This is a genomic window from Stenotrophomonas sp. P5_A8 (assembly GCF_056400545.1).
This window is the reverse complement of record NZ_JBFULB010000023.1, coordinates 11,905-34,077: the sequence shown is the minus strand read 5'-3', so window position 1 is coordinate 34,077 and position 22,173 is coordinate 11,905. Positions and strand designations below refer to the sequence as shown.

Here is a 22,173-nt window from a genome sequence, read left to right as displayed (position 1 = left end):
CCGCGAGGCCGAACAGCGCCAGCAGGCCGCCGCCGCCCAGCAGGCCACCGCTGCCCGCCAGGCCGCTGCACCGGCCGCCGCCGCACCCAGCCTGCGCCCGGTCAGCACCCCGGCCCCGCGCTACCCGGCCGAGGCGCTGCGGTCGGGCACGTCCGGCGAAGTGCTGGTGGAAATCACCGTCGGCACCGACGGCTCGGTCACCAACGCCCGCGTGCTGCGCGCCACGCCCTCGCGCGTGTTCGATCGCGAAGCGCTCAACGCGGTCAAGCGCTGGAAGTTCGAACCGGTCGGTGCACCGGTGACCACGCGTCGCACGCTGGCCTTCGCGCCGGGCGGTTGATCGCTGGCCGATCGCGGTAACAAAAAGCCCGGCGTGCGCCGGGCTTTTTGTTGGTTCCGTGTTTCTCGTTGCAAGGCAGCCACGCATGGCGTGGCTCTACCCGGGTTCGGGGCCGGTAGAGCCACGCCATGCGTGGCTGCACTACCAACCGCAAGCACCTGAACCATCGGCGGGGGATCACAACCCATCCGCGGATTGCGCCCTTGGCTCCAACGCGAGCATCGATAGCGGGGCGATGGCAGCGTCGCCATCGCCCCGCACGACTCACCCCGAAATCGCCAACCGCTCCTGGTGGTAACGACGCACCGCCGCGTACCACAGCACCGCCGCCAGTCCGAAGCCAGCGGCCAGGTACACGCCCCACATCTGCGCGCTGATCGGCTCATGGCGGATGATCTTCAGCAGCATCTGGTTCTGCGCCAGGAACGGCACCGCGAACTGCCACAGCTCACTCTTCAGCGGGTACACCATCAGCGCATACCCGGGCAGCATCGGCAGCAGCATCAGCCAGGTCATGTGGCTTTGGGCTTCCTTCATGCTCTTGGCCGCCGCCGACAGGAACGTCAGCAGCGAGGTGCCGATGAACAGCATCGGCAGCATGATCAGCAGCATCTGCAGCATCGGCAGGAAGCCCATGTTGAGCTGTCGCCCTGCCCCGCTGCTGGACACCTGCGCACTCAGCTTGAACGCCAACAATGTCAGCAGCAGCGAGGCCATGCCCACCATGCAGGCGGCGGCGATCTTGCCACTGACGATGGCACTGCGCGGCGCCGGGGTGGCCAGCAGCGGCTCCAGCGACTGGCGCTCGCGCTCGCCGGCGGTGGTATCCATCACCAGGTAGGCGCCGCCCAGGAACGAGGTGATGGTCAGCAGTACCGGCAGCAGGTAGGACAGCACCTGACCGCGCTTGGCCTCGGCGGTGGCCAGGTCCTGCGTGGCCAGCTCCAGCGGCCGGGCCACCTGTGCATCCACGCCACGGGCGAGCAGGCGCAGCGCACCCACCTGCTGGTTGTAGCCGGCCAGCGCGGTCTGCAGGCGCATGCTGGGGATGTCGGCGGCGCGGCGGGTGCTGTCCTTGACGATCTCCACCAGCGCCGGACGCCCTTCGGCCCAGTCCTCGCCGAAGTCCGGGCTGATCCGCAACGCGACGTCGATCTGCTGGTCGCGGATGGCCTCGGTCAGGTCCTTGGGGGCATCCACCGCATTGAGTCCCTGCGCGGCCAGGAAGCGCACCAGGTTGGGCGCGTGCTCGCGACCGATGGTGGCGATGTCCAGTGGCTTGTCGATCTGGGTCTTGACCCGGCTTTCGGCCAGCTTGCCCATGCCCAGGATCAGGATCGGGTACAGCAGCGGGCCGAGCAGCAGGGTCAGCGCAAGGGTGCGGCGGTCGCGGGAAAGATCGCGCAGTTCCTTGCGCATCACGGTCAACAACGTGGCGAACGAACTCATGCGTGCAATCCTTCTTCCGAACCGATCACCTTGACGAAGGCATCTTCCAGGTTGTCTTCCCCGGTCTGTGCGCGCAGCTCATCGGCCGTGCCGGCGGCCATCACCGTGCCGTGGGCGATGATCACGATGCGATCACACAGCGCGGCCACCTCCTGCATGATGTGGCTGGAGAAGATGACGCAGCGGCCCTCGTTGCGCAGACCCCGCAGGAAGCCGCGCAGCGCGCGCGTGGTCATCACGTCCAGGCCGTTGGTGGGCTCGTCGAGGATGACGTTGCGCGGGTCGTGCACCAGCGCGCGGGCGATCGCGGTCTTGGTGCGCTGGCCCTGCGAGAAACCATCGGTCTGGCGGTCCAGGATGTCTTCCATGTCCAGCGCCTGCGACAGCACCTGGGTGCGCTCGCGGATCTGCGGCCCGCTCATGCCGTGCAACTGGCCGAAGTAGGCGATGTTCTCGCGCGCGGTCAGGCGCTTGTAGACCCCGCGCGCATCGGGCAGCACGCCCAGCCGGCGGCGCACCGCCACCGCGTCGGCAGCCGCGTCGATGCCATCGACCATCACCCGGCCTTCGTCAGGCGTCATCAGCGTGTACAGCATGCGCATGGTGGTGGTCTTGCCGGCGCCGTTGGGGCCGAGCAGGCCGGTGATCTGGCCGTCCTCGGCATGGAAGCCGACGTTGTTCACCGCCTTGATCAGGCCGGTCTTGGTCTTGAAGGCTTTATGCAGGTTCTCGGCGACGATCATGGTGCCCATCCGTTGAACGAAGTGAAGGCCGGCACCGGACTCAGCGCGTCCAGGCAGGTGGCGTCGAGCGACGTGGCGTCGGCCTTGTCCATGAACTGGCCGAGCAGGCGCGGCATGCAGCCAGCGTTGAGGGTGCCGTGGCCCTGGCCCTTGGCGACCAGATGGCGGCCGTTGGGCAGGGTCTTGAGCACCTGCTCGGCGTAGCGCGGCGGGGTGACCGGATCGAACTGGCCCGACAGCAGCAGCACCGGCAGGTCGCTCTTCAGCGGGGCGGTGAAGTCCTTCGGGCGCGTGCCGACGTTCCAGCCCGGGCACGCGGCGAAGAACATGCGCGCCACTTCCGGCCCGAGCAGGCGATCATTGACGGCCGGCTCCTGGTAACGGTCGGCATCCTCGGCGCAGATCACCGACCACTGCATGCCCCGGTTCATCTGCACCCCCAGCGTGCGACCGGCCATCCTGCTCAGCGACATCAGCGGCGCGTAGCGCGCGTGCGCGGCCTCGTCGAGCACCACCGGCAGCAGCGAGGACAGCTCGGGCATGTACGAGAACATGAAGGCCAGGCCGGTGACCGAGTCGGCGGTGAGCACGTCGCGCTTGGCCTCGGCGGTGCCCGGGTCGCGGTACTCGACCTCGACCGGGGCCTTGGCCAGCGCGGTCATCACGTTCTTCAGCTGGGTGCGGGTATCGACCGGGAAGCGCTTGGCGCACGCGGCGTCCTTGCGGCACTGCTCGGCCTGCAGGTCGATGGCCGTTTCGAAGGTGTCGGCGAAATCACCGCCCACCACCACGTCGTTGGGGGCCACGCCGTCGATCACCACCGCACGGGTGTGCTGCGGGTAGTGCGCGGCGTACTGCTGGGCCACGCGGGTGCCGTAGGAGCCGCCGATCAGGTTGATCTTGTCCGCGCCCAGGGCCGCACGCACCGCATCGATGTCGCCGATGGCCTGGGTGGTGGTGTAGAAACGGGTGTCGGCGCGATCAGCCAGCGATGCGGCGCACTGCCGGGCGAAATCGGCGATCAGCTGGGTGGACGGGGTAGCGGCGTCATCGAGCGCCATCTCCTTGCCGTCGGCGCCCACGCAGGTCAGCGGATTGGATTTACCCGTGCCACGCTGGTCGACCAGGATGATGTCGCGCTGCTTGCGCACTTCGCGCAGGGCCAGGTTGATCACCGCCGCCACTTCAGTAGCCGCCTGGCCCGGCCCGCCGGCCAGGAAGAACACCGGGTCGTGCTTGCCCTCGCCTTCGTTGCTGGTTTCCAGCCACGCGATATTCAAGCCGATCTTGCGACCGGTGGGCGCGGCCGGGTTCTCGGCCACCTGCAGGGTGGTGCACTGGGCTTCGACGTTGTCGCTGGCCTGGGTGCTGGTCAGCGTGCACGGCTTGAACGTCAGTGTTCCGTACTGGCGTTGCGCGCCCTCCGCCGGGGTATCCGGGGTGGCCTGGCAGGCGGCCAGCAGCAGCAAGGCTGCTCCGGTCGCCAAGGGACGGCAGGAAACTCGCATGTTCGATCGCATCCTGGATTGAAGGGTCTCAGCATGCCATGACGGCGGGGCGCGCTGGATGTGACGCGCACACTGCCGCGAGTACCGATGCCGTGCCTCGGCCAGGCTCAGGCAGTCACTGGAACCGCGCTGACGGTGCGGTCGCGGCCGTCGGCCTTGGCCTGGTAGAGCGCCCGGTCAGCGGCGGCCAGCAAGGCCGCCAGGTCGTGCGCCCCAGTGTCGACAGCCAACCCGATGCTGGTGGTGACCATGACCGGCACATCGCCCAGGCAGGCGGGGCAAGCCTGCAGCTGCGCGCGGATGTGGTCGGCCTGTTGCGTGGCCCGGGCATGGTCGGCGCCCGGCAGCAGCAGCACGAACTCCTCGCCGCCGTAGCGGCCCAACAACGGCTGCTGCCCGGCCAGACTGCTGGACAGGACCGTGGCGAAGTGGCGCAGGACCTGGTCGCCCGCGATGTGCCCCCAGCGATCGTTGACCTGCTTGAAGTGGTCTACGTCCAGCAGCAGCAGGGCCAACGGTTGCTGTTGCCGCTGGCACTGCTGCAGGCACGCCTGGCCATCGGCCAGCACCGCGCCGCGGTTGAGCAGGCCGGTCAGTCCATCGGTGCGTGCCGCGCGGCGCAGGTCGACCAGCATCTTCTCCACCAGCAGCAGCACCAGGGCGAAGCAGCGGGCCAGTTCCAGGAAGATGCCCGCGAGGTAAGTGGCAAACATCGGCGCGCCAGCCCGGAAGATGTCCTGCCCGGCATCGGGCGCCACCGGCAACCACAGCCGCACCAGGTACACCATCGCTTCAGCCCCGAAGATCGCCGCGGCCAGCCAGCAACTGGTGCGCTGCTCGGGCGGTGCATGTCGGACCAGCATCCAGGCCATCCAGCTGTTGACCAGGACAGAGAACAGGCTGGCCACGTTGAGCCGGACGGCCAGGTTCGGTAACGGCACCACGAACACCACGATGCCGGCTACGTACGCACCGGCCAGCAGCGCCGGCTGCCAGCTCGGCAGTCGCCGCTGCAGGTGGCGCGCCACGCCGTACAGCATCGCCACCGCCGACAGCGCCAATACCGCATTGCCGAAGATCACCAGCGGCACCACCGGCAACTGCGCACGCAGCGCCACCGAGGTCAAGCTGAGCGCCAGCAGCCACAGACTGGCCGTCCACAGGCGCAGCGCCGGTTGCCCGCGCAGGACCAGCAGCAGGAGTGAAAAGCCCAACGCAATGCCCAGGCACAGCAGGTAGCCGAGGACCGCGACGGTGGGGAAATCCAGGGACATGCGGCCTCGGGCATCGGAACGGCGCGCAGTTTAGCGTGCGCGGCGGCGTGGCAAAGCCGTCGCGGTATCGACGCCATTCCGCAACGTTCTGGGATGCGCTGCCCAGACGCACATTGATGACTGTCCCAACGCGCATCCACTGCAATAAATCCCATTAGGAATTTCCTGACAGCGCCAGATACTCGGCGGCGCGCGCCCCATCGCCCCCGCCGACGCACCGATGCCGGCCGCGCCTTTCATCCCTGCTTACGGAGACACCATGACCTCTCGACATTCCCGTTCCCTGATCGCGCTGTCACTGGCGCTGGGCGGCCTGGCGGCCGGCGCGACCGCGCACGCCCACGGCACCATGACCACGCCGATCAGCCGGGTGTACGCCTGCTTCCAGGGCAATCCGGAAAACCCGACCAACCCGGCCTGCGCCGCCGCCAAGGCGGTTGGTGGCGCCCAGGCGTTCTACGACTGGGCGGGCATCAACCAAGCCCACGCCAACGGCAATCACCAGGCCGTGGTGCCGGACGGGGCGCTGTGCAGTGGCAACAACCCCACCTTCCGTGGCCTGGACCTGGACCGCAGCGACTGGCAGCGCACGCCGATCCAGGCCGATGCCAATGGCCGCTTCACCTTCGTATTCAAGGCCTCGGCACCGCATGTAACGCGTGACTGGCAGTTCTTCGTCACGCGCGAGGGCTGGCAGCCCGGTTCACCGATGGGCTGGGGCGACCTGGAGAAGTTCTGCACGCTGGGCAATACGCCGCTGTCGCCCGATGGCACCTACACGCTGGAATGCCAGTTGCCCAGGCGCACTGGCCCGCATGTGATCTACAACACCTGGCAACGTGCCGATTCCGGCGAGGCGTTCTACACCTGCATGGACGTGCGCTTCGACGGCGACGGCGGCACGCCCCCGCCCGGCTGGCAGGACGCCGGTCCGCTTACCGCACGCGGCGAACTGCCGGTTGGAACGGTGTTGTCGCTGCGCGTGTTCACTGCCGCCGGGCAGGACGTGGAAACGGTGCAGGCCACGCTGGCCAGCGGCCAGACCGCCCCTGCGCAGTGGCCGCTGCAGTTGGCCCGGCAGGTCAACGCCAGCGCCACCCACGCGCGGGTGGGGGTGATGCGCGATGGGGTGGTCACGCCGATAGCCTCGGCCACCGACAACCGCGTGTACCTCTCGGCGGGCCACCGGTTCCAGCTCGATGTACGGACACCGGAAGTGCCGCCGCCGGAGGGTGACTACGATTTCGTCTACCCCGCCGGTATCGGCCGCTACATTCCGGGCCAGACCGTGGTGAAGGGCAGCGATGGCCAGCTGTATGCGTGCCGGCCGTTCCCGGAAGGCGCCTGGTGCAACACCGACGCCGACGCCTACCGCCCCGGGACCGGATCGGCCTGGCGCGACGCCTGGATTCCGTACTGAGTGCACCACCGGGGGCGGCGTTGGCTGCCCCCGGTCAGCGCAGCGGCCTACTTGCTACTGACGTACTTCTCCCGCCGCACCTGCGGCGTCGGCAGCCCCGCCTCTTTCAACGCCTCGAACGTCGCATCCACCATGTCCGGGTTGCCGCACAGGTAGGCGATGTCGGTGGCCGGGTTGGGCGCGAATTCGGCCAGGTGCTGCTGCACGTAGCCGTGGCGCACGTCCGGGTGCGGGTTGTCGGGCAGCTCGCGCGACAGGCACGGCACGTAGCGGAAGCCCGGGTGGGCGTCGGCGAAGGCGCGGAAGTCGTCGCTGTAGAGCAGTTCGGCCGGCGTGCGGGCGCCCTGCAGCAGCACCACGTCGACACCACGCTCGGCCATGGCGGTGGCCAGCAGCGGCAGCATCGAGCGGTAGGGGGTGACCCCGGTGCCGGTGGCGATCAGCAGGTAGCGCGCGTTGTGGTCGCCCGGCTGCAGGCAGAACCGGCCGAACGGGCCGCTGGCGGTGACGTGGCCGCCGATGTCCAGGCCCTCGAACAGGGCCGTGGCGGCGCCGCCGGGGACGAAGCTGACCGCGATATCGACCGCTTCGCCCGCGCCGAGGGCGTGGTTGTGAATGGTGGCCAGCGAGTAACTGCGCTTGGTGGCGGTGCCGTCGGCGTACTCGAAATGGACCTGGATGAACTGGCCGGGCTGGAAATCCAGCGGCTGGCCGTCATCACGCAGGAACTGGTAGTGGCCGACGGTCGGGGCCAGCATGCGCCGGTCGACCAGTTTGAGGGGGAATTGGGCAGGCACGACTTTTCGGGACAGTGTGTAGCCGGGGCAAGCCCTCGGGGTCTTCTATAATAGCCGCTCCCCGCCCCTATCCAGCGCCAGCCCGCAGGCGCGAAGGCAAGAGCTTGGCTTCCCAGAACACTCCCGCGACCGGTACGGCCCCCGCCCTGCGGGTCCGCGACCTCCGTAAAACCTACGAAAACGGCACCCAGGCCCTGAAGGGCGTCTCGCTGGACGTCCTCCCGGGCGATTTCTTCGCCCTGCTGGGCCCCAACGGGGCCGGCAAGTCCACCCTGATCGGCATCATCAGCTCGCTGGTGAACCTCAGCGAGGGCCAGGTCGAGGTCTTCGGCAGCGACCTGGTGCGCAACCGCAGTGCGACCATGCGCCTGATCGGCCTGGTCCCGCAGGAGATCAACTTCAACCTGTTCGAGAAGCCCTTCGACATCCTGGTCAACTACGCCGGGTTCTACGGCGTGGCCCGCGCCGAGGCCGAGAAGATGGCCGAAGAGGAGCTCAAGCGCGCGCATCTGTGGGAGAAGGCGCAGGTGATGAGCCGTACCCTGTCCGGCGGCATGAAGCGCCGGCTGATGATCGCCCGCGCGATGATGACCCGCCCGCGCCTGCTGATCCTGGATGAGCCCACCGCCGGTGTGGACATCGAGATCCGCCGCGACATGTGGCGCGTGCTCAAGGAGATCAATGCCGCCGGCACCACGATCATCCTGACCACGCACTACCTGGAAGAAGCCGAGCACCTGTGCCGGAACCTGGCCATCATCAACCACGGCCAGATCGTCACCCAGGGCCCGATGCGCGAACTGCTGGCCAAGCTGGACGTGGAAGGCTTCCTGTTCGACATCGACGGCAGCCTGCCGGCCCAGCTGCCGGAAATCGAAGGCGCCATCCTGATCGCCACCGACAGCCACACGCTGGATGTGGACATGCCGCGCGCGATGGACCTCAACCGGGTCTTTGACGCCTTGAACGCCGCCGGCATCCGGGTGCGTTCGATGCGGACCAAGAGCAACCGCCTGGAGGAGCTGTTCGTGCGCCTCACCGGCAACCAGGAGAACGTGGCATGAGCAGCACCCCGACCCCGGTCCTGACCGACGGCCAGCGCAACCGCATCGCGCTGATGACCATCGTGCGCCGCGAAGTGGCGCGCATCCTGCGCATCTGGGGCCAGACCCTGGTGCCGCCGGCGATCACCATGACCCTGTACTTCCTGATCTTCGGCGGCCTGATCGGCTCGCGCGTGGGCGAGATGGGCGGCTACAGCTACATGCAGTTCATCGTGCCGGGCCTGGTGATGATGAGCGTGATCCAGAACAGCTATGGCAACATCAGTTCGTCCTTCTTCGGCGCCAAGTTCGGCCGCCATGTCGAAGAGCTGCTGGTGAGCCCGATGCCGAACTGGGTGATCCTGTGGGGCTATGTGTCCGGCGCGGTGCTGCGCGGCCTGATGGTCGGCGTGATCGTGCTGATCATCGCCATGTTCTTCACCCCGGTGCGCATCCCGCATCCGCTGGTGACGCTGACCACGGTGCTGCTGGGCGCGACGATCTTCTCGCTGGCCGGTTTCATCAACGCGGTGTACGCCAAGAAGTTCGATGACGTGGCGATCGTGCCGACCTTCATCCTGACCCCGCTGACCTATCTGGGCGGCGTGTTCTACTCGGTGAAGCTGCTGCCGACCTGGGCCGAAGCGGCCACCCATGCCAACCCGATCTTCTACATGGTCAACGCGTTCCGCTACGGCCTGCTGGGCACCAGCGACGTGCCGCTGTGGGTGGCCTACGCGCTGATGCTCGGCTTCGTGGTGGCGCTCACCGCGCTCGCGCTGTGGCTGCTGAAGCGTGGTGTGGGGATGCGGAGCTGATGCGCATCCTGATCCTCGGCGCCGGCGGTACCGGCGGTTATTTCGGTGGTCGCCTGGCGCAGGCCGGCGTGGACGTGACCTTCCTGGTACGTCCGGCGCGTGCAGCCCAGCTGGAGGCCGAGGGTCTGGTGATCCGCAGCCCGCTGGGCGATGCGGCGTTCGCGGTGCAGCACGTCAGCGCCGAGGCATTGCCCGCGCTGGCGGCGGCGCAGCCGTTCGACCTGGTCATCCTGAGCTGCAAGGCCTATGACCTGGACAGCGCCATCGAGGCCATCKCGCCGGCGATGGGGCCGCGCACCACGGTACTGCCGATCCTCAACGGGCTGCGCCATTACGCCGCTCTGGATGCGCGCTTCGGCCGCGATGCGGTGTTGGGCGGGCTGTGCTTCATCAGCGCGACCAAGGCCGCCGATGGCGCGGTGCTGCATCTGGCGCCTGCGGCCAAGCTCACCTTCGGCGAGCGCGACGGCACCGGCAGCAGCGCGCGGGTGCTGGCGCTGGCGGCGGCCTGCGTGCAGGCCGGCGTGGACCATGTGGCCAGCGATGCGATCGGCCAGGAGCAGTGGATCAAGTACACCTTCCTGACCACCCTGGCCGCATCGACCTGCCTGATGCGCGCCGATGTCGGCACGATCGTGGCCACCGATGATGGCGCGGCGATCGTGCGCGGGCTGTACGACGAATGCCTGGCCGTGGCCGACGCCGCCGGTGAGCCGATTCCCGCCAAGGCGCGCGAGATCGCCCTGACCGCGACCACCCAGGCCGGTTCTGTGCTGAAGGCCTCGATGCTGCGCGACCTGGAAGCCGGCCAGCAGGTCGAGGCCGAGCAGATCGTCGGCGACATGCTGGTCCGCGCGCGTGCCGCCGAACAGGCGGCGCCCCTGCTGGCCGTGGCGTATGCGCACCTGCAGGCCTACCAGCAGCAGCGCAAGGGCTGAGCATGGCCGCCGACACCGCGCCGGCACGCGTGCTGGTGCTGGGCCTGGGCTACGGCGGGCGACATCTGRCCGCGCTGCTGCAGGCACACGGCATTGCCTGTAGCGGCACCGTGCGCGATCCCGCCACCACGCCGGCCGACGGCGTGCCACGCCATCGTCTGGCCGAGGGATGCGCCCTCGATGCGGCGTTGCGTGAGGCGATCCGAACCGCCGATGCGATCCTGTGCAGTGTCCCGCCCGATGCCGACGGCGATCCCGCCCTGCGCCTGCTCGGCGAGGCGCTGCAGGATGCACCGTCGCTGCGCTGGGTGGGCTACCTTTCGTCGACGGCCGTGTATGCCGACCGCGATGGCGGCTGGATCGACACGCACGCGACGGCCGATGCCACCGACGACACCGCACTGAAGCGCCTGCGCGCCGAACAGCAGTGGCAGGCCTTCGCGCGGGCGCACGGCCTCGCCTCGGCGGTGTTCCGGCTGCCCGCCCTGTACGGACGCGGACGCAACGCGCTGGTGCAGTTGGCACAGGGCAAGGCGCGGCAGGTTGTGCGTCCGGGCCAGGTATTCAACCGGCTGCACGTCGAAGATCTCGCCACTGCGGTGCTCGCAGCGATGCGCCGGCCGCGGGGTAACGCGCTGTATCTGCCGGCCGACAATGAGCCGGCTCCGCCGCAGGACGTGCTGGCCTATGCGGCGGCCCTGAGTGGCCTGCCGCTGCCTGCGCCGCAGGCCTGGGATGATCCGGCCGTCCCTGCTTCTCTGCGGCGCTTCTATAGCAGCAACAAGCGCATCGACAGTCGCGGCACACGCGAGGCATTGCAGTGGCAGCCGCGGTTCCCGACCTACCGCGAAGGCTTGACCGATGCGTGGGCGGCCGGCGACGGGCGCGTCACCGCGAACCGGTAGAGCCGAGCCATGCTCGGCTGCTCTCCGTTCCGGTACCCGGGTGGCCGGCAACAAATACGTCTGGTGTGGGCCGCGCGTCGCGCGGTTGCCGAGCATGGCTCGGCACTACCGGATCGGGCAATAAATACGCCCGGTGTGGGCCGCGCGTCGCGCGGTTGCCGAGCATGGCTCGGCACTACCCGATCGGGCAATAAATACGCCCGGTGTAGGCCGCGCGTCGCGCGGTTGCCGAGCATGGCTCGGCACTACCGGATCGGGCAATAGATACGCCTGGTCTGGGCCGCGCGTTGCGCGGTTGCCGAGCACGGCTCGGCACTACCGACGCCGGGGCGGGTCAGGCTGCGTCGGGCAGGCGGAAGAACGTGCGCGTGGCCGCCGTCGCATTGGCTGCCGTGACGTCCACTTCCTCGCCACGGTCGCGCGCCAGCTCCTCGACGATATGCGACAGGAACATCGGCTCGTTGCGGCGGTCCTTGGGCATCGGCTTGAGCGAGCGTGGCAGCAGGTACGGCGCGTCGGTCTCGATCATCAGGCGGTTGGCCGGGATGTGCCTGACCAGCTCGCGCAGGTGGCCACCGCGGCGCTCATCGCACAGCCAGCCGGTGATGCCGATGTACCAGTCCTGGTCCAGGTAATCGAACAGTTCCTGGCGCTCGCCGGTGAAGCAATGCACCACCGCCGCGCCGAGCTTGCCGTCGAAGTTCTTCATCTGCGCCATGAAATCGGCGTGCGCGTCGCGCTGGTGCAGGAACAGCGGCTTGCGCGCGCCATTGGCGGCCCGCACGTCGCTGGCCAGCTGCAACTGGCGTTCGAACGCGCGGTGCTGGGCCGGGCGCGGGGCGAAATCGCGGAAGTAATCCAGCCCGCATTCGCCCACCGCCACCACCTCGGCATGCGCGTGCAGCGCACGCATCTCCGCATCACACGCGTCGGTGTACTCCACCGCGTGATGCGGATGCACGCCGGCGGTGGCGTACAGGAACCCCGGGTGCTGGCGCGCCAGCTCCAACGCCATCGGCGAGTGCTCGCGGCTGGCGCCGGTGATCACCATCTGCACCACGCCGGCATCGCGCGCGCGCGCCAGTACGGCGTCGCGGTCGCGATCGAAGGAATCGTGGGTGAGGTTGGCGCCGATATCGATCAGGTGCATGGGGGGCTACAGGACAGTGAACCCGTCCATTCTAGCGTGCCGCCTGCACGGCCCCGGCGTACACGTCTCGCCGCCCCCGCCCACGGCCCGTATCCTTGGCCCATGAGCACGCCGATTTTCCCGATCTCCCCGCTGCTGCCGCAGATCCTCGCGCATCTGGCCACCCATCCACGGCTGGTGCTGGAAGCGCCACCCGGTGCGGGCAAGACCACCCAGGTGCCGCTGGCGCTGCTGGACGCCCCATGGCTGCAGGGCCGCAAGATCCTCATGCTGGAACCGCGCCGGGTCGCCGCACGCAGTGCCGCGCAGTTCATGGCGCGCCAGCTGGGCGACGAGGTCGGCGGTACCGTCGGTTACCGCATCCGCTTCGAGAACAAGGTGTCCGCACGCACGCGCGTGGAAGTGGTCACCGAAGGCATCCTGACCCGGATGCTGCAGGACGACCCGATGCTGGAGGGCGTGGGCGCGCTGCTGTTCGATGAATTCCACGAGCGCCACCTGGCCGCCGACCTGGGCCTGGCCTTGGCGCTGGATGTGCAGGCGCAGCTGCGCGAGGACCTGCGCATCGTGGTGATGTCGGCCACGCTGGATGGCGAGCGCCTGGCGCAGTTCCTGGAGGCGCCGCGCCTGAGCAGCGAAGGCCGCAGCTTCCCGGTGGTCATCAGCCATTTCCCCGCACGCCGCGAGGAAGCGCTGGAGGCGCAGGCGCGCCGCGCGGTGGAGCAGGCGTTGGCCGAACATCCCGGCGACGTGCTGGTGTTCCTGCCCGGCCAGCGCGAGATCGCGCGTACCCAGGCGGCGCTGGAACAGGTGCTGCCGCCGACGGTGCAGGTGTTGCCGCTGCACGGCGAGCTGCCGGTGGAGCAGCAGTCGCGCGTGCTGCAGCCCGATCCGAACGGCCAGCGCCGGGTGGTGCTGGCCACCAACGTGGCCGAATCTTCGGTCACCCTGCCCGGCGTGCGCGTGGTGATCGATGCCGGGGTGGCGCGGGAACCGCGCTACGACCCCAACAGCGGCTTTGCGCGTCTGGATGTGGTGAGCATCGCGCAGGCCTCGGCCGACCAGCGCGCAGGACGCGCCGGACGCGTTGCCGACGGCTGGGCATGGCGGTTGTGGCCGCAGTCGCAGCGGCTGGAAGCGCAGCGACGGCCGGAGATGGTGCAGGTGGAACTGGCGTCGCTGGCACTGGAACTGGCCGCGTGGGGCAGCGATGACCTGCGCTTCGTCGACGCGCCGCCGGTCGGCGCCCTGGCCGCCGCCCGTGAATTGCTGCAGCGGCTGGGTGCGATGCGCGACGGTGGCGCCCTGACCGCGCTCGGCCGGCGCATGCTCACCCTGGGCACGCACCCGCGGCTGGCGGCGATGCTGCTGGCAGCCGAAGGCGGCGTCGAACAGGCGCTGGCCTGCGACCTGGCCGCACTGGTGGAAGCGCGCGATCCGCTGCGCCAGGGCGGCGATGCACTGGCCGCCCGCTGGCGTGCGCTGGCCGCGTTCCGGCAGGGGCGCGCACCGCACGACGCCAACCGCGGCGCCTTGGCCGCCATCGATGCGGCCAGCAAACAATGGCGACGCCGCCTGCGTTGCGACACCGCGCCGCCGGCCTCGGTGGAGGCGCATCGGCTCGGCGATCTGCTCGCCCATGCCTTCCCCGACCGCATCGCCGCGCGCCACCCCACCGACCCGCTGCGCTACCTGCTGGCCAACGGTCGCAGCGCGCGCCTGTTCGATCCCAGCGACCTGCGCGGCGAACCGTGGCTGGTGGCGGTGGAGCTGCGCTTCGAGGCACGCGATGCGCTGCTGCTGCGCGCCGCGCCGGTCGATGAAAACCGGCTGCGGCGTGATTTCCCCGAGCGCTTCCAACAGGAAGACGTGGTGCGCTGGGACGCCGACAAGCGCGCGCTGGTGGCGCGTCGTGAGACCCGCTTCGACCGCATCGTGCTCGACAGCCGTTCGGCCGGGCGCGTGGATCCGGCCCACGCCGCGCAGGCGCTGACCGAGGCCGTGGCCGAACTGGGGCTCGAAGCGCTGCCGTGGACCGACGGCCTGCGCCAGTGGCAGGCGCGCGCGCTGGCGGTACGCGCGTGGATGCCCGAGCTGGAACTGCCCGATCTGTCCGATGCGGCCTTGATGGACAGCCTGCCGCGCTGGCTCACGCCGGCCTTCAACGGCAAGACGCGTCTGGATGCGCTGGACGAGGCGAGCCTGGGCGAGGCATTGAAGTCGCCGTTGCCGTGGGCGCAGCGTCAGTTGATCGATCGCCATGCGCCGGTCCGCATCGCCGTGCCGTCGGGCATGGAGCGGGCGATCCACTATGCCGTCGATGCCGATGGCATCACCCCGCAGCCTCCGGTGCTGGCGGTGAAGCTGCAGGAACTGTTCGGCCTGGCCGACACCCCGCGCATCGCCGACGGACGCATTCCGCTCACCCTGCATCTGCTCTCGCCGGGTGGACGCCCCTTGCAGGTCACCCAGGACCTGCGCAACTTCTGGGCGAACACCTACACGGACGTAAAAAAGGAAATGAAGGGGCGCTATCCCAAGCACCCGTGGCCGGACGATCCGTGGACGGCGACCGCCACCCATCGGGCCAAGCCGCGCGGGACATGATGCCGCCGGCGGCGCGCCCTCACGCGCCCGGCGCATTCATGGCTGGCGGCTGACCGCGTCATCCGGTGCCACGGCGGTGGCCCTGAGGAGCGGCTACAGTCGTCATCCGGTCGTGGCTGGCGGATAACACGCCCTACACGGCCCAAGGGCGACACTGGACCAGAACCGAGGCAAAGGACCCCCCATGAGCAGATTGACTGTGATTACCGACCGCGCCCTCGAGCGCGCCCTGGACCTGGCAAGCACCGCCGGTGACGGCCTCAAGCATGCTGGCAGCAACCTGCGCCACTTCGGGCCGCAGGCGACCGACTGGATCAAGACCGGCGCGGCGCTTGGCGCAGTGAAGACCGGCAGCAAGGTGGCCGCCAAGGTGGTGCGTCGCAACCCGGCCGTGACCATCGCCGCTGCCGCCGTCGGCGTGGGCCTGCTGGGCTACGCGCTGTACCGCAAGCAGCAGAAGAAGAAGCTCGCCAACGGCGAGGTGGTGAACGGCCAGGCGCAGCGCATCAGCGCCCGCAACCGTCGCGCCAGCACCGTGGTGGACGAACACAGCGACATCGGCAGCGACGCCTGATCCTTTCGGGTCAGCGTTGACGCATCGAAACCGCCGGCAACGCCCGGCGGTTTTTTTTGGGGCGGGGTAGAGCCACCCCATGGGTGGCTGCGTTTTACGCCCGGCACAGCGCGCAGCCCCCCATGGGGTGGCGCTACCGGATCTCGCGCCATTGGCCGGGTTGCAGGTCATCCAGCGCATGCGCGCCCATCGACACCCGCACCAGCCGCAGCGTGGGTAGGCCCACGGCCGCGGTCATCCGCCGCACCTGGCGGTTGCGCCCTTCGCGCAGGGTGATCGCCAGCCAGGCATCGGGGACGGTCTTGCGGAAACGGACCGGCGGATCGCGCGGCCACAGCGTCGGTGCAGGGTCCAGACGCTCCACGCCCGCCGGCAACGTCGGCCCATCGTTGAGCGGTACGCCACGCCGCAATGCCTGCAGCTGGTCGTCGCTGACCGTGCCTTCCACCTGCACCCAATACGTTTTGTCCGCCTTGTGCCGCGGATCGGTGAGGGTGTGCGCCAGGCCACCGTCATCGGTGAGCAGCAGCAGGCCCTCGCTGTCGTAGTCCAGCCGTCCGGCCGCATACACCGCCGGCGGCAGGCCGAATCCGGCCAGTGTCGCGCGCGGCGGCTGGCTGCGGTCGGTGAACTGGCACAGCACGTTGAAGGGTTTGTTGAAGGCGATCAGCATGGCGGAGCGGGCGGCAATGGAGCCGCCATTGTCCCATCCCGTAGCCTCGGGCGGGCGTGCCGCCATGGCTGCGGCAGTGACGCCTGATCGACGATGCGGCGCGGCAGGCATCGCACGGGACGACCTGCACGTACCGACCTGCGATCGGTACGTGCGCAGCCGCGACCGGTATCAGCCCTTGGGCTTGATGAAGCGCAGGGTCATGCGGTCGCTTTCACCGATGGCCTGGTACTTGGCCTCGTCGGCGGCGTCGTGCTGGTTGGTCGGCGGCAGCGTCCATACCCCGTTGGGGTAGTCCTTGGTATCGCGCGGGTTGGCGTTGATCTCGCTGCTGCCGGCCAGTTTGAAGCCGGCGGCCTCGGCCATCGCGATCACCTCCTTCTGGCCCACATACCCGGTCTTGTCATCGGCGGGCACGTCGGCCTTGGCGCGGTGCTCGACCACGCCGAGCACGCCGCCGGGCTTGAGCACGCTGTAGAAGCCCTTGAACATGCCTTCGGCCTGGTTGGCGCTGCGCCAGTTGTGCACGTTGCGGAAGGTCAGCACCACGTCGGCGGAATTGGCCGCACCGAACACCGGCGCGGTCGGGTTGTAGGCAACCAGCGTGGCCTTGTCGTACACCGCCGCGTTGCCGGCGAACTTTTTCTCCAGTCCCTCGCGGCTGCGCTGCTGGTAATCGCGGCCACGGCCCTCGGGCACGGCCATCGGATCAACCACGGCGGCCACGTAGCTGCCCTTGCCGCGCAGCAGCGGAGCGAGGATTTCCGAGTACCAGCCGCTGCCGGGGGTGATCTCGATGACCGTCTTGCCCGGTGCCACGCCGAAGAACGACAGCGTCTGCGCAGGATGGCGATACGCATCGCGCTTGACGTTGGCCGGATCGCGATGGCTGTCCTGCACGGCCTTCTGCACGGCCGGGGTAATGGCAACCTGCGCGTTCGGGCCGGCAGGCTTGATGGCCATCGCGGGCGCGGCGAGCATCAGGGTGGAGACGGTGAACAGGCAGGCACAGGTCAACGAACGGGCTTTCATCAGCGGAGCTTCCGGTAGCGGGATGCCGCGAGACTAGCAGCCAGGCGTGCACAGGTGTTCACAAAACGTTAGTGCGACGCAGCAATCCGGAACACTGTTTTGTGCCTGCTGCCGCAACGCTGTCACCACGCCGGCCGTATCCTGTGGAAACGATTCCCAGGGAGAACATCACCCATGACTGCTACACGCGAACTCGGTCGTTCCGGCCTCCATGTCGCCCCCATCGCCTTCGGTGGCAACGTCTTCGGCTGGAGCGCAGACGAGAAGACCTCGTTCGCGTTGCTGGATGCGTTCGTCGATGCCGGCTTCAACCTGGTCGACACCGCCGATGTCTACTCGGCGTGGGTACCCGGCAACAGCGGCGGCGAATCGGAAACGATCCTCGGCCGCTGGTTCAAGCACAGCGGCAAGCGCGACAAGGTGGTGCTGGCCACCAAGGTGGCCAAGTGGGCAGAGCGCCCGGGCCTGTCGGCCGACAATATCGCCGCGGCGGTGGAAGATTCGCTGCGCCGTCTGCAGACCGATGTGATCGATCTGTACCAGGCGCACGAAGACGACGAATCCACCCCGCTGGAAACCACGCTGGCCGCCTTCGGTCGTCTGATCGAGCAGGGCAAGGTGCGCGCGATCGGCGCGTCCAACTACAGTGCCCGCCGCCTGGCCGATGCGCTGAAGGTGTCGGCGGACTACACGCTGCCACGCTATGAAACCCTGCAGCCGGAGTACAACCTGTACGACCGCGCCGGCTATGAAGCCGCGCTGGAGCCGCTGGTACGCGAACACGGCATTGGCGTGATCAGCTACTACTCGCTGGCCAGTGGCTTCCTCAGCGGCAAGTACCGCAGTGCCGAAGATGCGGGCAAGAGTAGTGCGCGCGGCCAGAGCGTGGTGAGCAAGTACGTCAACCCACGCGGGCTGCGCATCCTGGCCGCGCTGGATGACATCGCCGCCGGGCACGGCGCGACGGCCGCGCAGGTCGCGCTGGCCTGGCTGATCGCACGCCCCGGCATCACCGCACCGATCGTCAGCGCGACCAGCGTCGAGCAGCTGAAGGATGTGCTGGCTGCCGCGCAGGTCGCGCTGTCGACCGAAGATGTGGCGCAGCTGGATGCAGCGAGTGCCGAGCAGGGCTGAGTTACCCCGACGGCCAGACGCATCGGTGACGGACGCCCGGCGATCAACGGTTACGGCAACACGCTACGGCCACCTTCGGGTGGCCGTTTCCGTTCAGGCCACCGCGCTGTCTTCGGCCACCAGCGCGTGATGCACACTGATCCCGGCGCGGACCCCTTCGGCATTTGCCAGGGTGATGTTGCCCACCACGCTCGCATCGCCGGCGGCGTACACGCCGGGCACGCTGGTCTGCTTCTGCGCGTCCACCTGCACCAGCACGCCGATTGGGCTTTCTTCCAGCACGCAGCCGAGCTGTTCGACAAGCGGCGAGGCCATGTGCTGGCGCGCCGCGACAAACAGCGCGCGCAGGTCGATGTGGCGGCCGTCGGCAAGCAGCGCCCCGCTCAGGTCCGGCGCCTGCCCGGCCAGTTTGACCACCTGCGAGGTTTCGATGCTGACGCCGCGCCGCTGCAGCATCGCCCGTTCGTCGTCGTCGATGACCATGCCGTGCGCGAACAGCGTGACCTGGCCCCAGTCGGCGAGCAGGCCGGCCATCTTCACCGACATCGCGTGACCGCCAAGCAGGCCGATCGCGCCGCCGCCGACCTCGTAGCCGTGGCAGTACGGGCAGTGCAGCACGCTGTGGCCCCACCGTTCGCTCACCCCGGCAATGTCGGGCAATTCGTCGCGGATACCGGTGGCCAGCAGCAGCTTGCGCGCTGCCCACGTGCCGCCGTCGGCGGTGGTGACCGTGAAGCCATCGGCGCTGGCATGTGCGTCGGTGACGGTGTCACTGACCCAGCGCACGGTCGGGTAGTCCAGCAGCTGCGCCTTGGCCTGCCGGAGCATCTCGCTACCGGCGATGCCGTCCTGGCCCAGCACGCCGTGCGAATGCGCGGCGAAGCGGTTGCGCGGCAGCCCGCTGTCGATCACCAGGACGTCGCGGCGCGCACGCGCCAGGATCAGGGCGGCGGACAGGCCGGCAAAACTGCCGCCTACGATCACGGCGTCAAATCGCATGGGGAACTCCTGCTGCATGGTGGGCCAGGTGGCGGGCGAAGGCCTCGCCGAGGGTGGCCAGGGTGGTGCCGCGCAGGCGCTGCTCAAGCAGGGTCTGGGCCTGGCGGTAGCTGTCGTCCAGCGCCTCGTTGACCACCTGCTGCACCGGACAGCCACGCCCGGTCTCGCGCGCACCGGTGTGCAGCAGGGCCGGCGCGCCGATGGCGATGTAGACGTCGTGCAGGGTGATCTGTGCCGGCTCACGTGCCAGCTGGCTGCCGCCGCCGTGACCGCGCACCGTGCGCACCAGCCCGCCCCGTTGCAGGGCGGCAAGCAGGCGCCGGATCACCACCGGGTGGGTGGGCAGGCACATGGCGAGCTGCTCGGAAGTGCGCGGGCCATCCTGACCGACCAGATGGGCCATCACATGCAGGGCGTCGGAGAACTGGTTGCTGGATTTCATGTAACAACCATAGTTACAAATCGACCGGGTGTCCAGCACCGCCTGGGCATGCCGTTGGGCACTGTCACATCATTTTCATTTCAGTAAATGGAGACATAAATGTGATGCACATCCCACTTCAGAAAGAGCTGCCGCGAACCGATACCGCATCGCCCTCCCTCACTTTCCCTCCCCATGAACAAGACATCCAGCGTGCCCACGCGCGCCCTGAGCCTGCAGTTCAAGTTGCTGGGCGCGCTGTCGCTCGGTCTGGCCATCGTGGTGCTGTGCGCCTTGGCCGGGCTTGCCTCGGCCTGGTTGAACCTGTCCACCGACGTTCCGCCAGCGGTGGCGCGCAACGCGCAGGCCGAATTGCTGCAGCGCGAGTTCCGGCTGCAGGTGCAGGAATGGAAGAACGTGCTGATCCGCGGCAGCGATGAAGCGCTGCGCACGCGCCATCTGGCCGCGTTCGACAGCCAGGGCGGCAAGACCGCCGCGCTGGCCAAGGCGCTGGCCGGCAGCGACGACGCCAACACCGCACGACTGGCCGCCCGCTTCCTGGCCCAGCACGCCGCGCTGCAGAAGGAGTACCACGGCGCACTTGAGGCGTTCGCCGCCAGCGGCTACAGCCCGTTGCAGGGCGATGCGCTGGTGCGGGGCAAGGACCGTGCGTTGGGCACCACGCTGGATGCGCTGGGCAAGCAGACCGCGCAGGTGGCCGAACAGGCGGTGACATCGCGCTCGACGCAGGCACGCCGCACGCTGCTGCTCTGTGCCGTGTTGACCGCGTTGGCCGCCGCGGTACTGATGGGCGTGCTGGCCGTGTGGCTGCGTCGTGCGGTGATCGCCCCGGTGGTGGCGGTGGAAGCGGCCGCACGTGCGGTAGCTCGCGGTGAGCTGGACCACAGCGTGCAGGTGCACAGCCGCGACGAGATCGGCCGCCTCGGCCAGGCGATGGGCGCGGTGACCCGCACGCTCAAGGAGGTGCTGGCCGCGCAGGCCACCATGGCCGAGCGCCATGACGCCGGCCAGATCAGCTACCGCATGGACGACACTGCCTTCCCTGGCGGCTACGGCCAGATGGTCCGCGACAGCAACGCGCTGGTGCATGCGCATATCCAGGTGAAGATGCGCGCGATCGAGATCATGGGCCGCTATGCGGTGGGCGATCTGTCGCTGGACATGGAACGTCTGCCCGGCGAAAAGGCGGTGATCACCCAGGCGCTGGATACCGCCAAGGTCAACCTGGGCGCGATCAATGCCGAGATCAAGCGCCTCGCCACGGCAGCGGCGGCCGGCGATTTCAGCCAGCGTGGCGACGAAGCGCGTTACCAGTACGACTTCCGCGACATGGTCGGTGGTCTCAACCGGCTGATGCAGACGACCGAACAGGATCTGGAGCAGGTGTCGACCGTGCTGCAGGCGATCGCACGCGGCGATCTCAGCGCGCGCATGCACGGCCAGTTCCACGGGGTGTTCGCCCGCATGCGCGACGATGTGGCGCTGACCACCGGCCAGCTGACCGGCATCGTCGGCGACATCAAGCGCGCCGCGCAGTCGATCCAGGCGGCGGCCGGGGAGATCGCCACAGGCAACAACGATCTGTCCCAGCGCACCGAGCAGCAGGCGGCCAACCTGGAGGAAACCGCCGCCTCGATGGAAGAGCTGACCTCCACCGTGCGCCAGAACGCCGAACACGCGCGACAGGCCAACCAGCTGGCGATCGGCGCGCACGCGGTGGCTGCCGAGGGCGGTGAGGTCGTCGGCCAGGTGGTGCAGACCATGGGCGCRATCCAGACCTCGTCCCGGCGCATCGCCGAAATCATCTCGGTGATCGATGGCATCGCGTTCCAGACCAACATCCTGGCGCTCAACGCGGCGGTGGAAGCGGCGCGTGCCGGCGAACAGGGCCGCGGGTTTGCCGTGGTCGCCAGCGAAGTGCGCACGCTGGCCCAGCGTTCGGCCGGGGCCGCCAAGGAGATCAAGACCTTGATCGACCTCTCCGTCGGCGATGTCGCCAGCGGCGCGCGGCTGGTGCAGCAGGCCGGGCAGACCATGGGCGAGATCGTCAGCGGCGTGCAGCAGGTGACCGCCATCATGGCCGAGATTTCCGCCGCGTCGCAGGAGCAGTCCGCGGGCATCGAACAGGTCAACCAGACCGTGGTGCACATGGATGAAGCTACCCAGCAGAATGCCGCGCTCGTCGAGGAAGCAACGGCGGCGGCACGCAGCATGGAAGAACAGGCCATCGCCCTCAACGAGGCGGTGGATGTGTTCGTGCTGGATGCCGGCAGGGCTGCCCGGAGCGGATTGCCGCAGGCGGCCTGAGGTAGTGCCGGGCGCTGGGC

Annotated in this window: 20 protein-coding genes; 10 read left to right on the top strand and 10 right to left on the bottom strand. The window is 68.8% G+C overall.

What is annotated here, in order from left to right; genetic code table 11:
- A partial coding sequence (locus AC1DQP_RS03335) for an energy transducer TonB (RefSeq protein ID WP_478051099.1) occupies positions 1–340 on the top strand: 340 nt, incomplete at its 5' end.
- A 264-nt stretch (positions 341–604) separates the two neighbouring features.
- On the opposite strand, the gene AC1DQP_RS03330 is transcribed toward AC1DQP_RS03335, so the two are convergent.
- The 4 genes from AC1DQP_RS03330 to AC1DQP_RS03315 form a co-directional block, all read right to left on the bottom strand.
- Complete coding sequence (locus tag AC1DQP_RS03330) at positions 605–1,789, bottom strand: ABC transporter permease (protein ID WP_256774834.1); 1,185 nt, start codon at positions 1,787–1,789, stop codon at positions 605–607.
- Positions 1,786–2,532: an ABC transporter ATP-binding protein gene (locus AC1DQP_RS03325; protein ID WP_457317837.1), complete on the bottom strand. Its 747-nt coding sequence runs from the start codon at positions 2,530–2,532 to the stop codon at positions 1,786–1,788. Before AC1DQP_RS03325 ends, AC1DQP_RS03330 begins: the two co-directional genes overlap by 4 nt.
- The gene (locus AC1DQP_RS03320; protein ID WP_478051098.1) at positions 2,529–4,040 is read right to left on the bottom strand and encodes an alpha/beta hydrolase; all 1,512 of its coding nucleotides are present in this window, start codon (positions 4,038–4,040) and stop codon (positions 2,529–2,531) included. The genes AC1DQP_RS03325 and AC1DQP_RS03320 overlap by 4 nt, the downstream gene beginning before the upstream one ends.
- Positions 4,041–4,147: 107 nt before the next feature.
- Complete coding sequence (locus AC1DQP_RS03315; RefSeq protein WP_478051097.1) at positions 4,148–5,314, bottom strand: GGDEF domain-containing protein; 1,167 nt, start codon at positions 5,312–5,314, stop codon at positions 4,148–4,150.
- A gap of 259 nt (positions 5,315–5,573) precedes the next feature.
- Here AC1DQP_RS03315 and AC1DQP_RS03310 point away from each other — a divergent pair, with 259 nt between their 5' ends.
- Positions 5,574–6,734 (top strand): lytic polysaccharide monooxygenase auxiliary activity family 9 protein, encoded by a 1,161-nt coding sequence (locus tag AC1DQP_RS03310; protein WP_478051096.1) that lies wholly within the window; start codon positions 5,574–5,576, stop codon positions 6,732–6,734.
- A gap of 47 nt (positions 6,735–6,781) precedes the next feature.
- Here AC1DQP_RS03310 and AC1DQP_RS03305 read toward each other — a convergent pair whose 3' ends face one another.
- Entirely contained in the window at positions 6,782–7,531 is a 750-nt protein-coding gene (locus AC1DQP_RS03305; RefSeq protein ID WP_256774839.1) for a ferredoxin--NADP reductase, read from the bottom strand.
- Between the two features lie 104 nt (positions 7,532–7,635).
- On the opposite strand from AC1DQP_RS03305, the gene AC1DQP_RS03300 reads away from it, so the two are divergent.
- Genes AC1DQP_RS03300 through AC1DQP_RS03285 form a run of 4 tightly spaced genes read left to right on the top strand, consistent with a single transcriptional unit; the run spans position 7,636 to position 11,235 of the window.
- On the top strand, positions 7,636–8,595 hold the full coding sequence (locus AC1DQP_RS03300) for an ABC transporter ATP-binding protein (protein ID WP_256774840.1): 960 nt from the start codon (positions 7,636–7,638) through the stop codon (positions 8,593–8,595).
- Positions 8,592–9,392, top strand: coding sequence for an ABC transporter permease (locus tag AC1DQP_RS03295; RefSeq protein ID WP_256774841.1), 801 nt, complete (start codon positions 8,592–8,594; stop codon positions 9,390–9,392). The genes AC1DQP_RS03300 and AC1DQP_RS03295 overlap by 4 nt, the downstream gene beginning before the upstream one ends.
- Positions 9,392–10,330 carry a 2-dehydropantoate 2-reductase gene (panE, locus tag AC1DQP_RS03290; RefSeq protein ID WP_478051095.1) on the top strand — a complete coding sequence of 313 codons (939 nt, stop codon included), beginning with the start codon at positions 9,392–9,394 and terminating at the stop codon, positions 10,328–10,330. Before AC1DQP_RS03295 ends, panE begins: the two co-directional genes overlap by 1 nt.
- A 2-nt stretch (positions 10,331–10,332) precedes the next feature.
- Entirely contained in the window at positions 10,333–11,235 is a 903-nt protein-coding gene (locus tag AC1DQP_RS03285) for an NAD-dependent epimerase/dehydratase family protein (RefSeq protein ID WP_478051094.1), read from the top strand.
- Between the two features lie 334 nt (positions 11,236–11,569).
- Here AC1DQP_RS03285 and AC1DQP_RS03280 read toward each other — a convergent pair whose 3' ends face one another.
- Positions 11,570–12,385 carry a TatD family hydrolase gene (locus AC1DQP_RS03280; RefSeq protein ID WP_478051093.1) on the bottom strand — a complete coding sequence of 272 codons (816 nt, stop codon included), beginning with the start codon at positions 12,383–12,385 and terminating at the stop codon, positions 11,570–11,572.
- A 102-nt stretch (positions 12,386–12,487) separates the two neighbouring features.
- On the opposite strand from AC1DQP_RS03280, the gene hrpB reads away from it, so the two are divergent.
- Both hrpB and AC1DQP_RS03270 read left to right on the top strand, forming a co-directional pair.
- Positions 12,488–14,992 carry an ATP-dependent helicase HrpB gene (hrpB, locus tag AC1DQP_RS03275; RefSeq protein WP_457317830.1) on the top strand — a complete coding sequence of 835 codons (2,505 nt, stop codon included), beginning with the start codon at positions 12,488–12,490 and terminating at the stop codon, positions 14,990–14,992.
- A gap of 184 nt (positions 14,993–15,176) precedes the next feature.
- Positions 15,177–15,566, top strand: a complete 390-nt coding sequence (locus tag AC1DQP_RS03270) for a hypothetical protein (RefSeq protein ID WP_256774846.1) — start codon at positions 15,177–15,179, stop codon at positions 15,564–15,566.
- 133 nt (positions 15,567–15,699) lie between these two features.
- Here the strand turns inward: AC1DQP_RS03270 and AC1DQP_RS03265 are convergent, their stop codons facing one another.
- Complete coding sequence (locus AC1DQP_RS03265) at positions 15,700–16,239, bottom strand: pseudouridine synthase (RefSeq protein WP_457317843.1); 540 nt, start codon at positions 16,237–16,239, stop codon at positions 15,700–15,702.
- 171 nt (positions 16,240–16,410) lie between these two features.
- Positions 16,411–17,274, bottom strand: a complete 864-nt coding sequence (locus AC1DQP_RS03260; protein WP_478051100.1) for a class I SAM-dependent methyltransferase — start codon at positions 17,272–17,274, stop codon at positions 16,411–16,413.
- A 171-nt stretch (positions 17,275–17,445) separates the two neighbouring features.
- On the opposite strand from AC1DQP_RS03260, the gene AC1DQP_RS03255 reads away from it, so the two are divergent.
- Positions 17,446–18,405 carry an aldo/keto reductase gene (locus tag AC1DQP_RS03255; protein ID WP_457317829.1) on the top strand — a complete coding sequence of 320 codons (960 nt, stop codon included), beginning with the start codon at positions 17,446–17,448 and terminating at the stop codon, positions 18,403–18,405.
- A 93-nt stretch (positions 18,406–18,498) separates the two neighbouring features.
- Here AC1DQP_RS03255 and AC1DQP_RS03250 read toward each other — a convergent pair whose 3' ends face one another.
- Together AC1DQP_RS03250 and AC1DQP_RS03245 are read right to left on the bottom strand one after the other, a co-directional pair.
- Positions 18,499–19,404, bottom strand: a complete 906-nt coding sequence (locus tag AC1DQP_RS03250; RefSeq protein ID WP_457317828.1) for an NAD(P)/FAD-dependent oxidoreductase — start codon at positions 19,402–19,404, stop codon at positions 18,499–18,501.
- The gene (locus AC1DQP_RS03245) at positions 19,394–19,846 is read right to left on the bottom strand and encodes an Rrf2 family transcriptional regulator (RefSeq protein WP_457317827.1); all 453 of its coding nucleotides are present in this window, start codon (positions 19,844–19,846) and stop codon (positions 19,394–19,396) included. Before AC1DQP_RS03245 ends, AC1DQP_RS03250 begins: the two co-directional genes overlap by 11 nt.
- A gap of 174 nt (positions 19,847–20,020) precedes the next feature.
- Here AC1DQP_RS03245 and AC1DQP_RS03240 point away from each other — a divergent pair, with 174 nt between their 5' ends.
- Positions 20,021–22,153 carry a methyl-accepting chemotaxis protein gene (locus tag AC1DQP_RS03240; RefSeq protein WP_478051092.1) on the top strand — a complete coding sequence of 711 codons (2,133 nt, stop codon included), beginning with the start codon at positions 20,021–20,023 and terminating at the stop codon, positions 22,151–22,153.
- Positions 22,154–22,173: the final 20 nt, after the last annotated feature.

What these genes read in the sequence shown, in the direction of transcription:
- AC1DQP_RS03265 (WP_457317843.1), bottom strand. Translation starts at nt 16,239, where the DNA reads ATGCTGATCGCCTTCAACAAACCCTTCAACGTGCTGTGCCAGTTCACC.
- AC1DQP_RS03245 (WP_457317827.1), bottom strand. Translation starts at nt 19,846, where the DNA reads ATGAAATCCAGCAACCAGTTCTCCGACGCCCTGCATGTGATGGCCCAT.
- hrpB (WP_457317830.1), top strand. Translation starts at nt 12,488, where the DNA reads ATGAGCACGCCGATTTTCCCGATCTCCCCGCTGCTGCCGCAGATCCTC.
- AC1DQP_RS03325 (WP_457317837.1), bottom strand. Translation starts at nt 2,532, where the DNA reads ATGATCGTCGCCGAGAACCTGCATAAAGCCTTCAAGACCAAGACCGGC.
- AC1DQP_RS03280 (WP_478051093.1), bottom strand. Translation starts at nt 12,385, where the DNA reads ATGCACCTGATCGATATCGGCGCCAACCTCACCCACGATTCCTTCGAT.
- AC1DQP_RS03320 (WP_478051098.1), bottom strand. Translation starts at nt 4,040, where the DNA reads ATGCGAGTTTCCTGCCGTCCCTTGGCGACCGGAGCAGCCTTGCTGCTG.
- AC1DQP_RS03315 (WP_478051097.1), bottom strand. Translation starts at nt 5,314, where the DNA reads ATGTCCCTGGATTTCCCCACCGTCGCGGTCCTCGGCTACCTGCTGTGC.
- AC1DQP_RS03255 (WP_457317829.1), top strand. Translation starts at nt 17,446, where the DNA reads ATGACTGCTACACGCGAACTCGGTCGTTCCGGCCTCCATGTCGCCCCC.
- AC1DQP_RS03310 (WP_478051096.1), top strand. Translation starts at nt 5,574, where the DNA reads ATGACCTCTCGACATTCCCGTTCCCTGATCGCGCTGTCACTGGCGCTG.
- AC1DQP_RS03250 (WP_457317828.1), bottom strand. Translation starts at nt 19,404, where the DNA reads ATGCGATTTGACGCCGTGATCGTAGGCGGCAGTTTTGCCGGCCTGTCC.
- AC1DQP_RS03330 (WP_256774834.1), bottom strand. Translation starts at nt 1,789, where the DNA reads ATGAGTTCGTTCGCCACGTTGTTGACCGTGATGCGCAAGGAACTGCGC.
- AC1DQP_RS03270 (WP_256774846.1), top strand. Translation starts at nt 15,177, where the DNA reads ATGAGCAGATTGACTGTGATTACCGACCGCGCCCTCGAGCGCGCCCTG.
- AC1DQP_RS03295 (WP_256774841.1), top strand. Translation starts at nt 8,592, where the DNA reads ATGAGCAGCACCCCGACCCCGGTCCTGACCGACGGCCAGCGCAACCGC.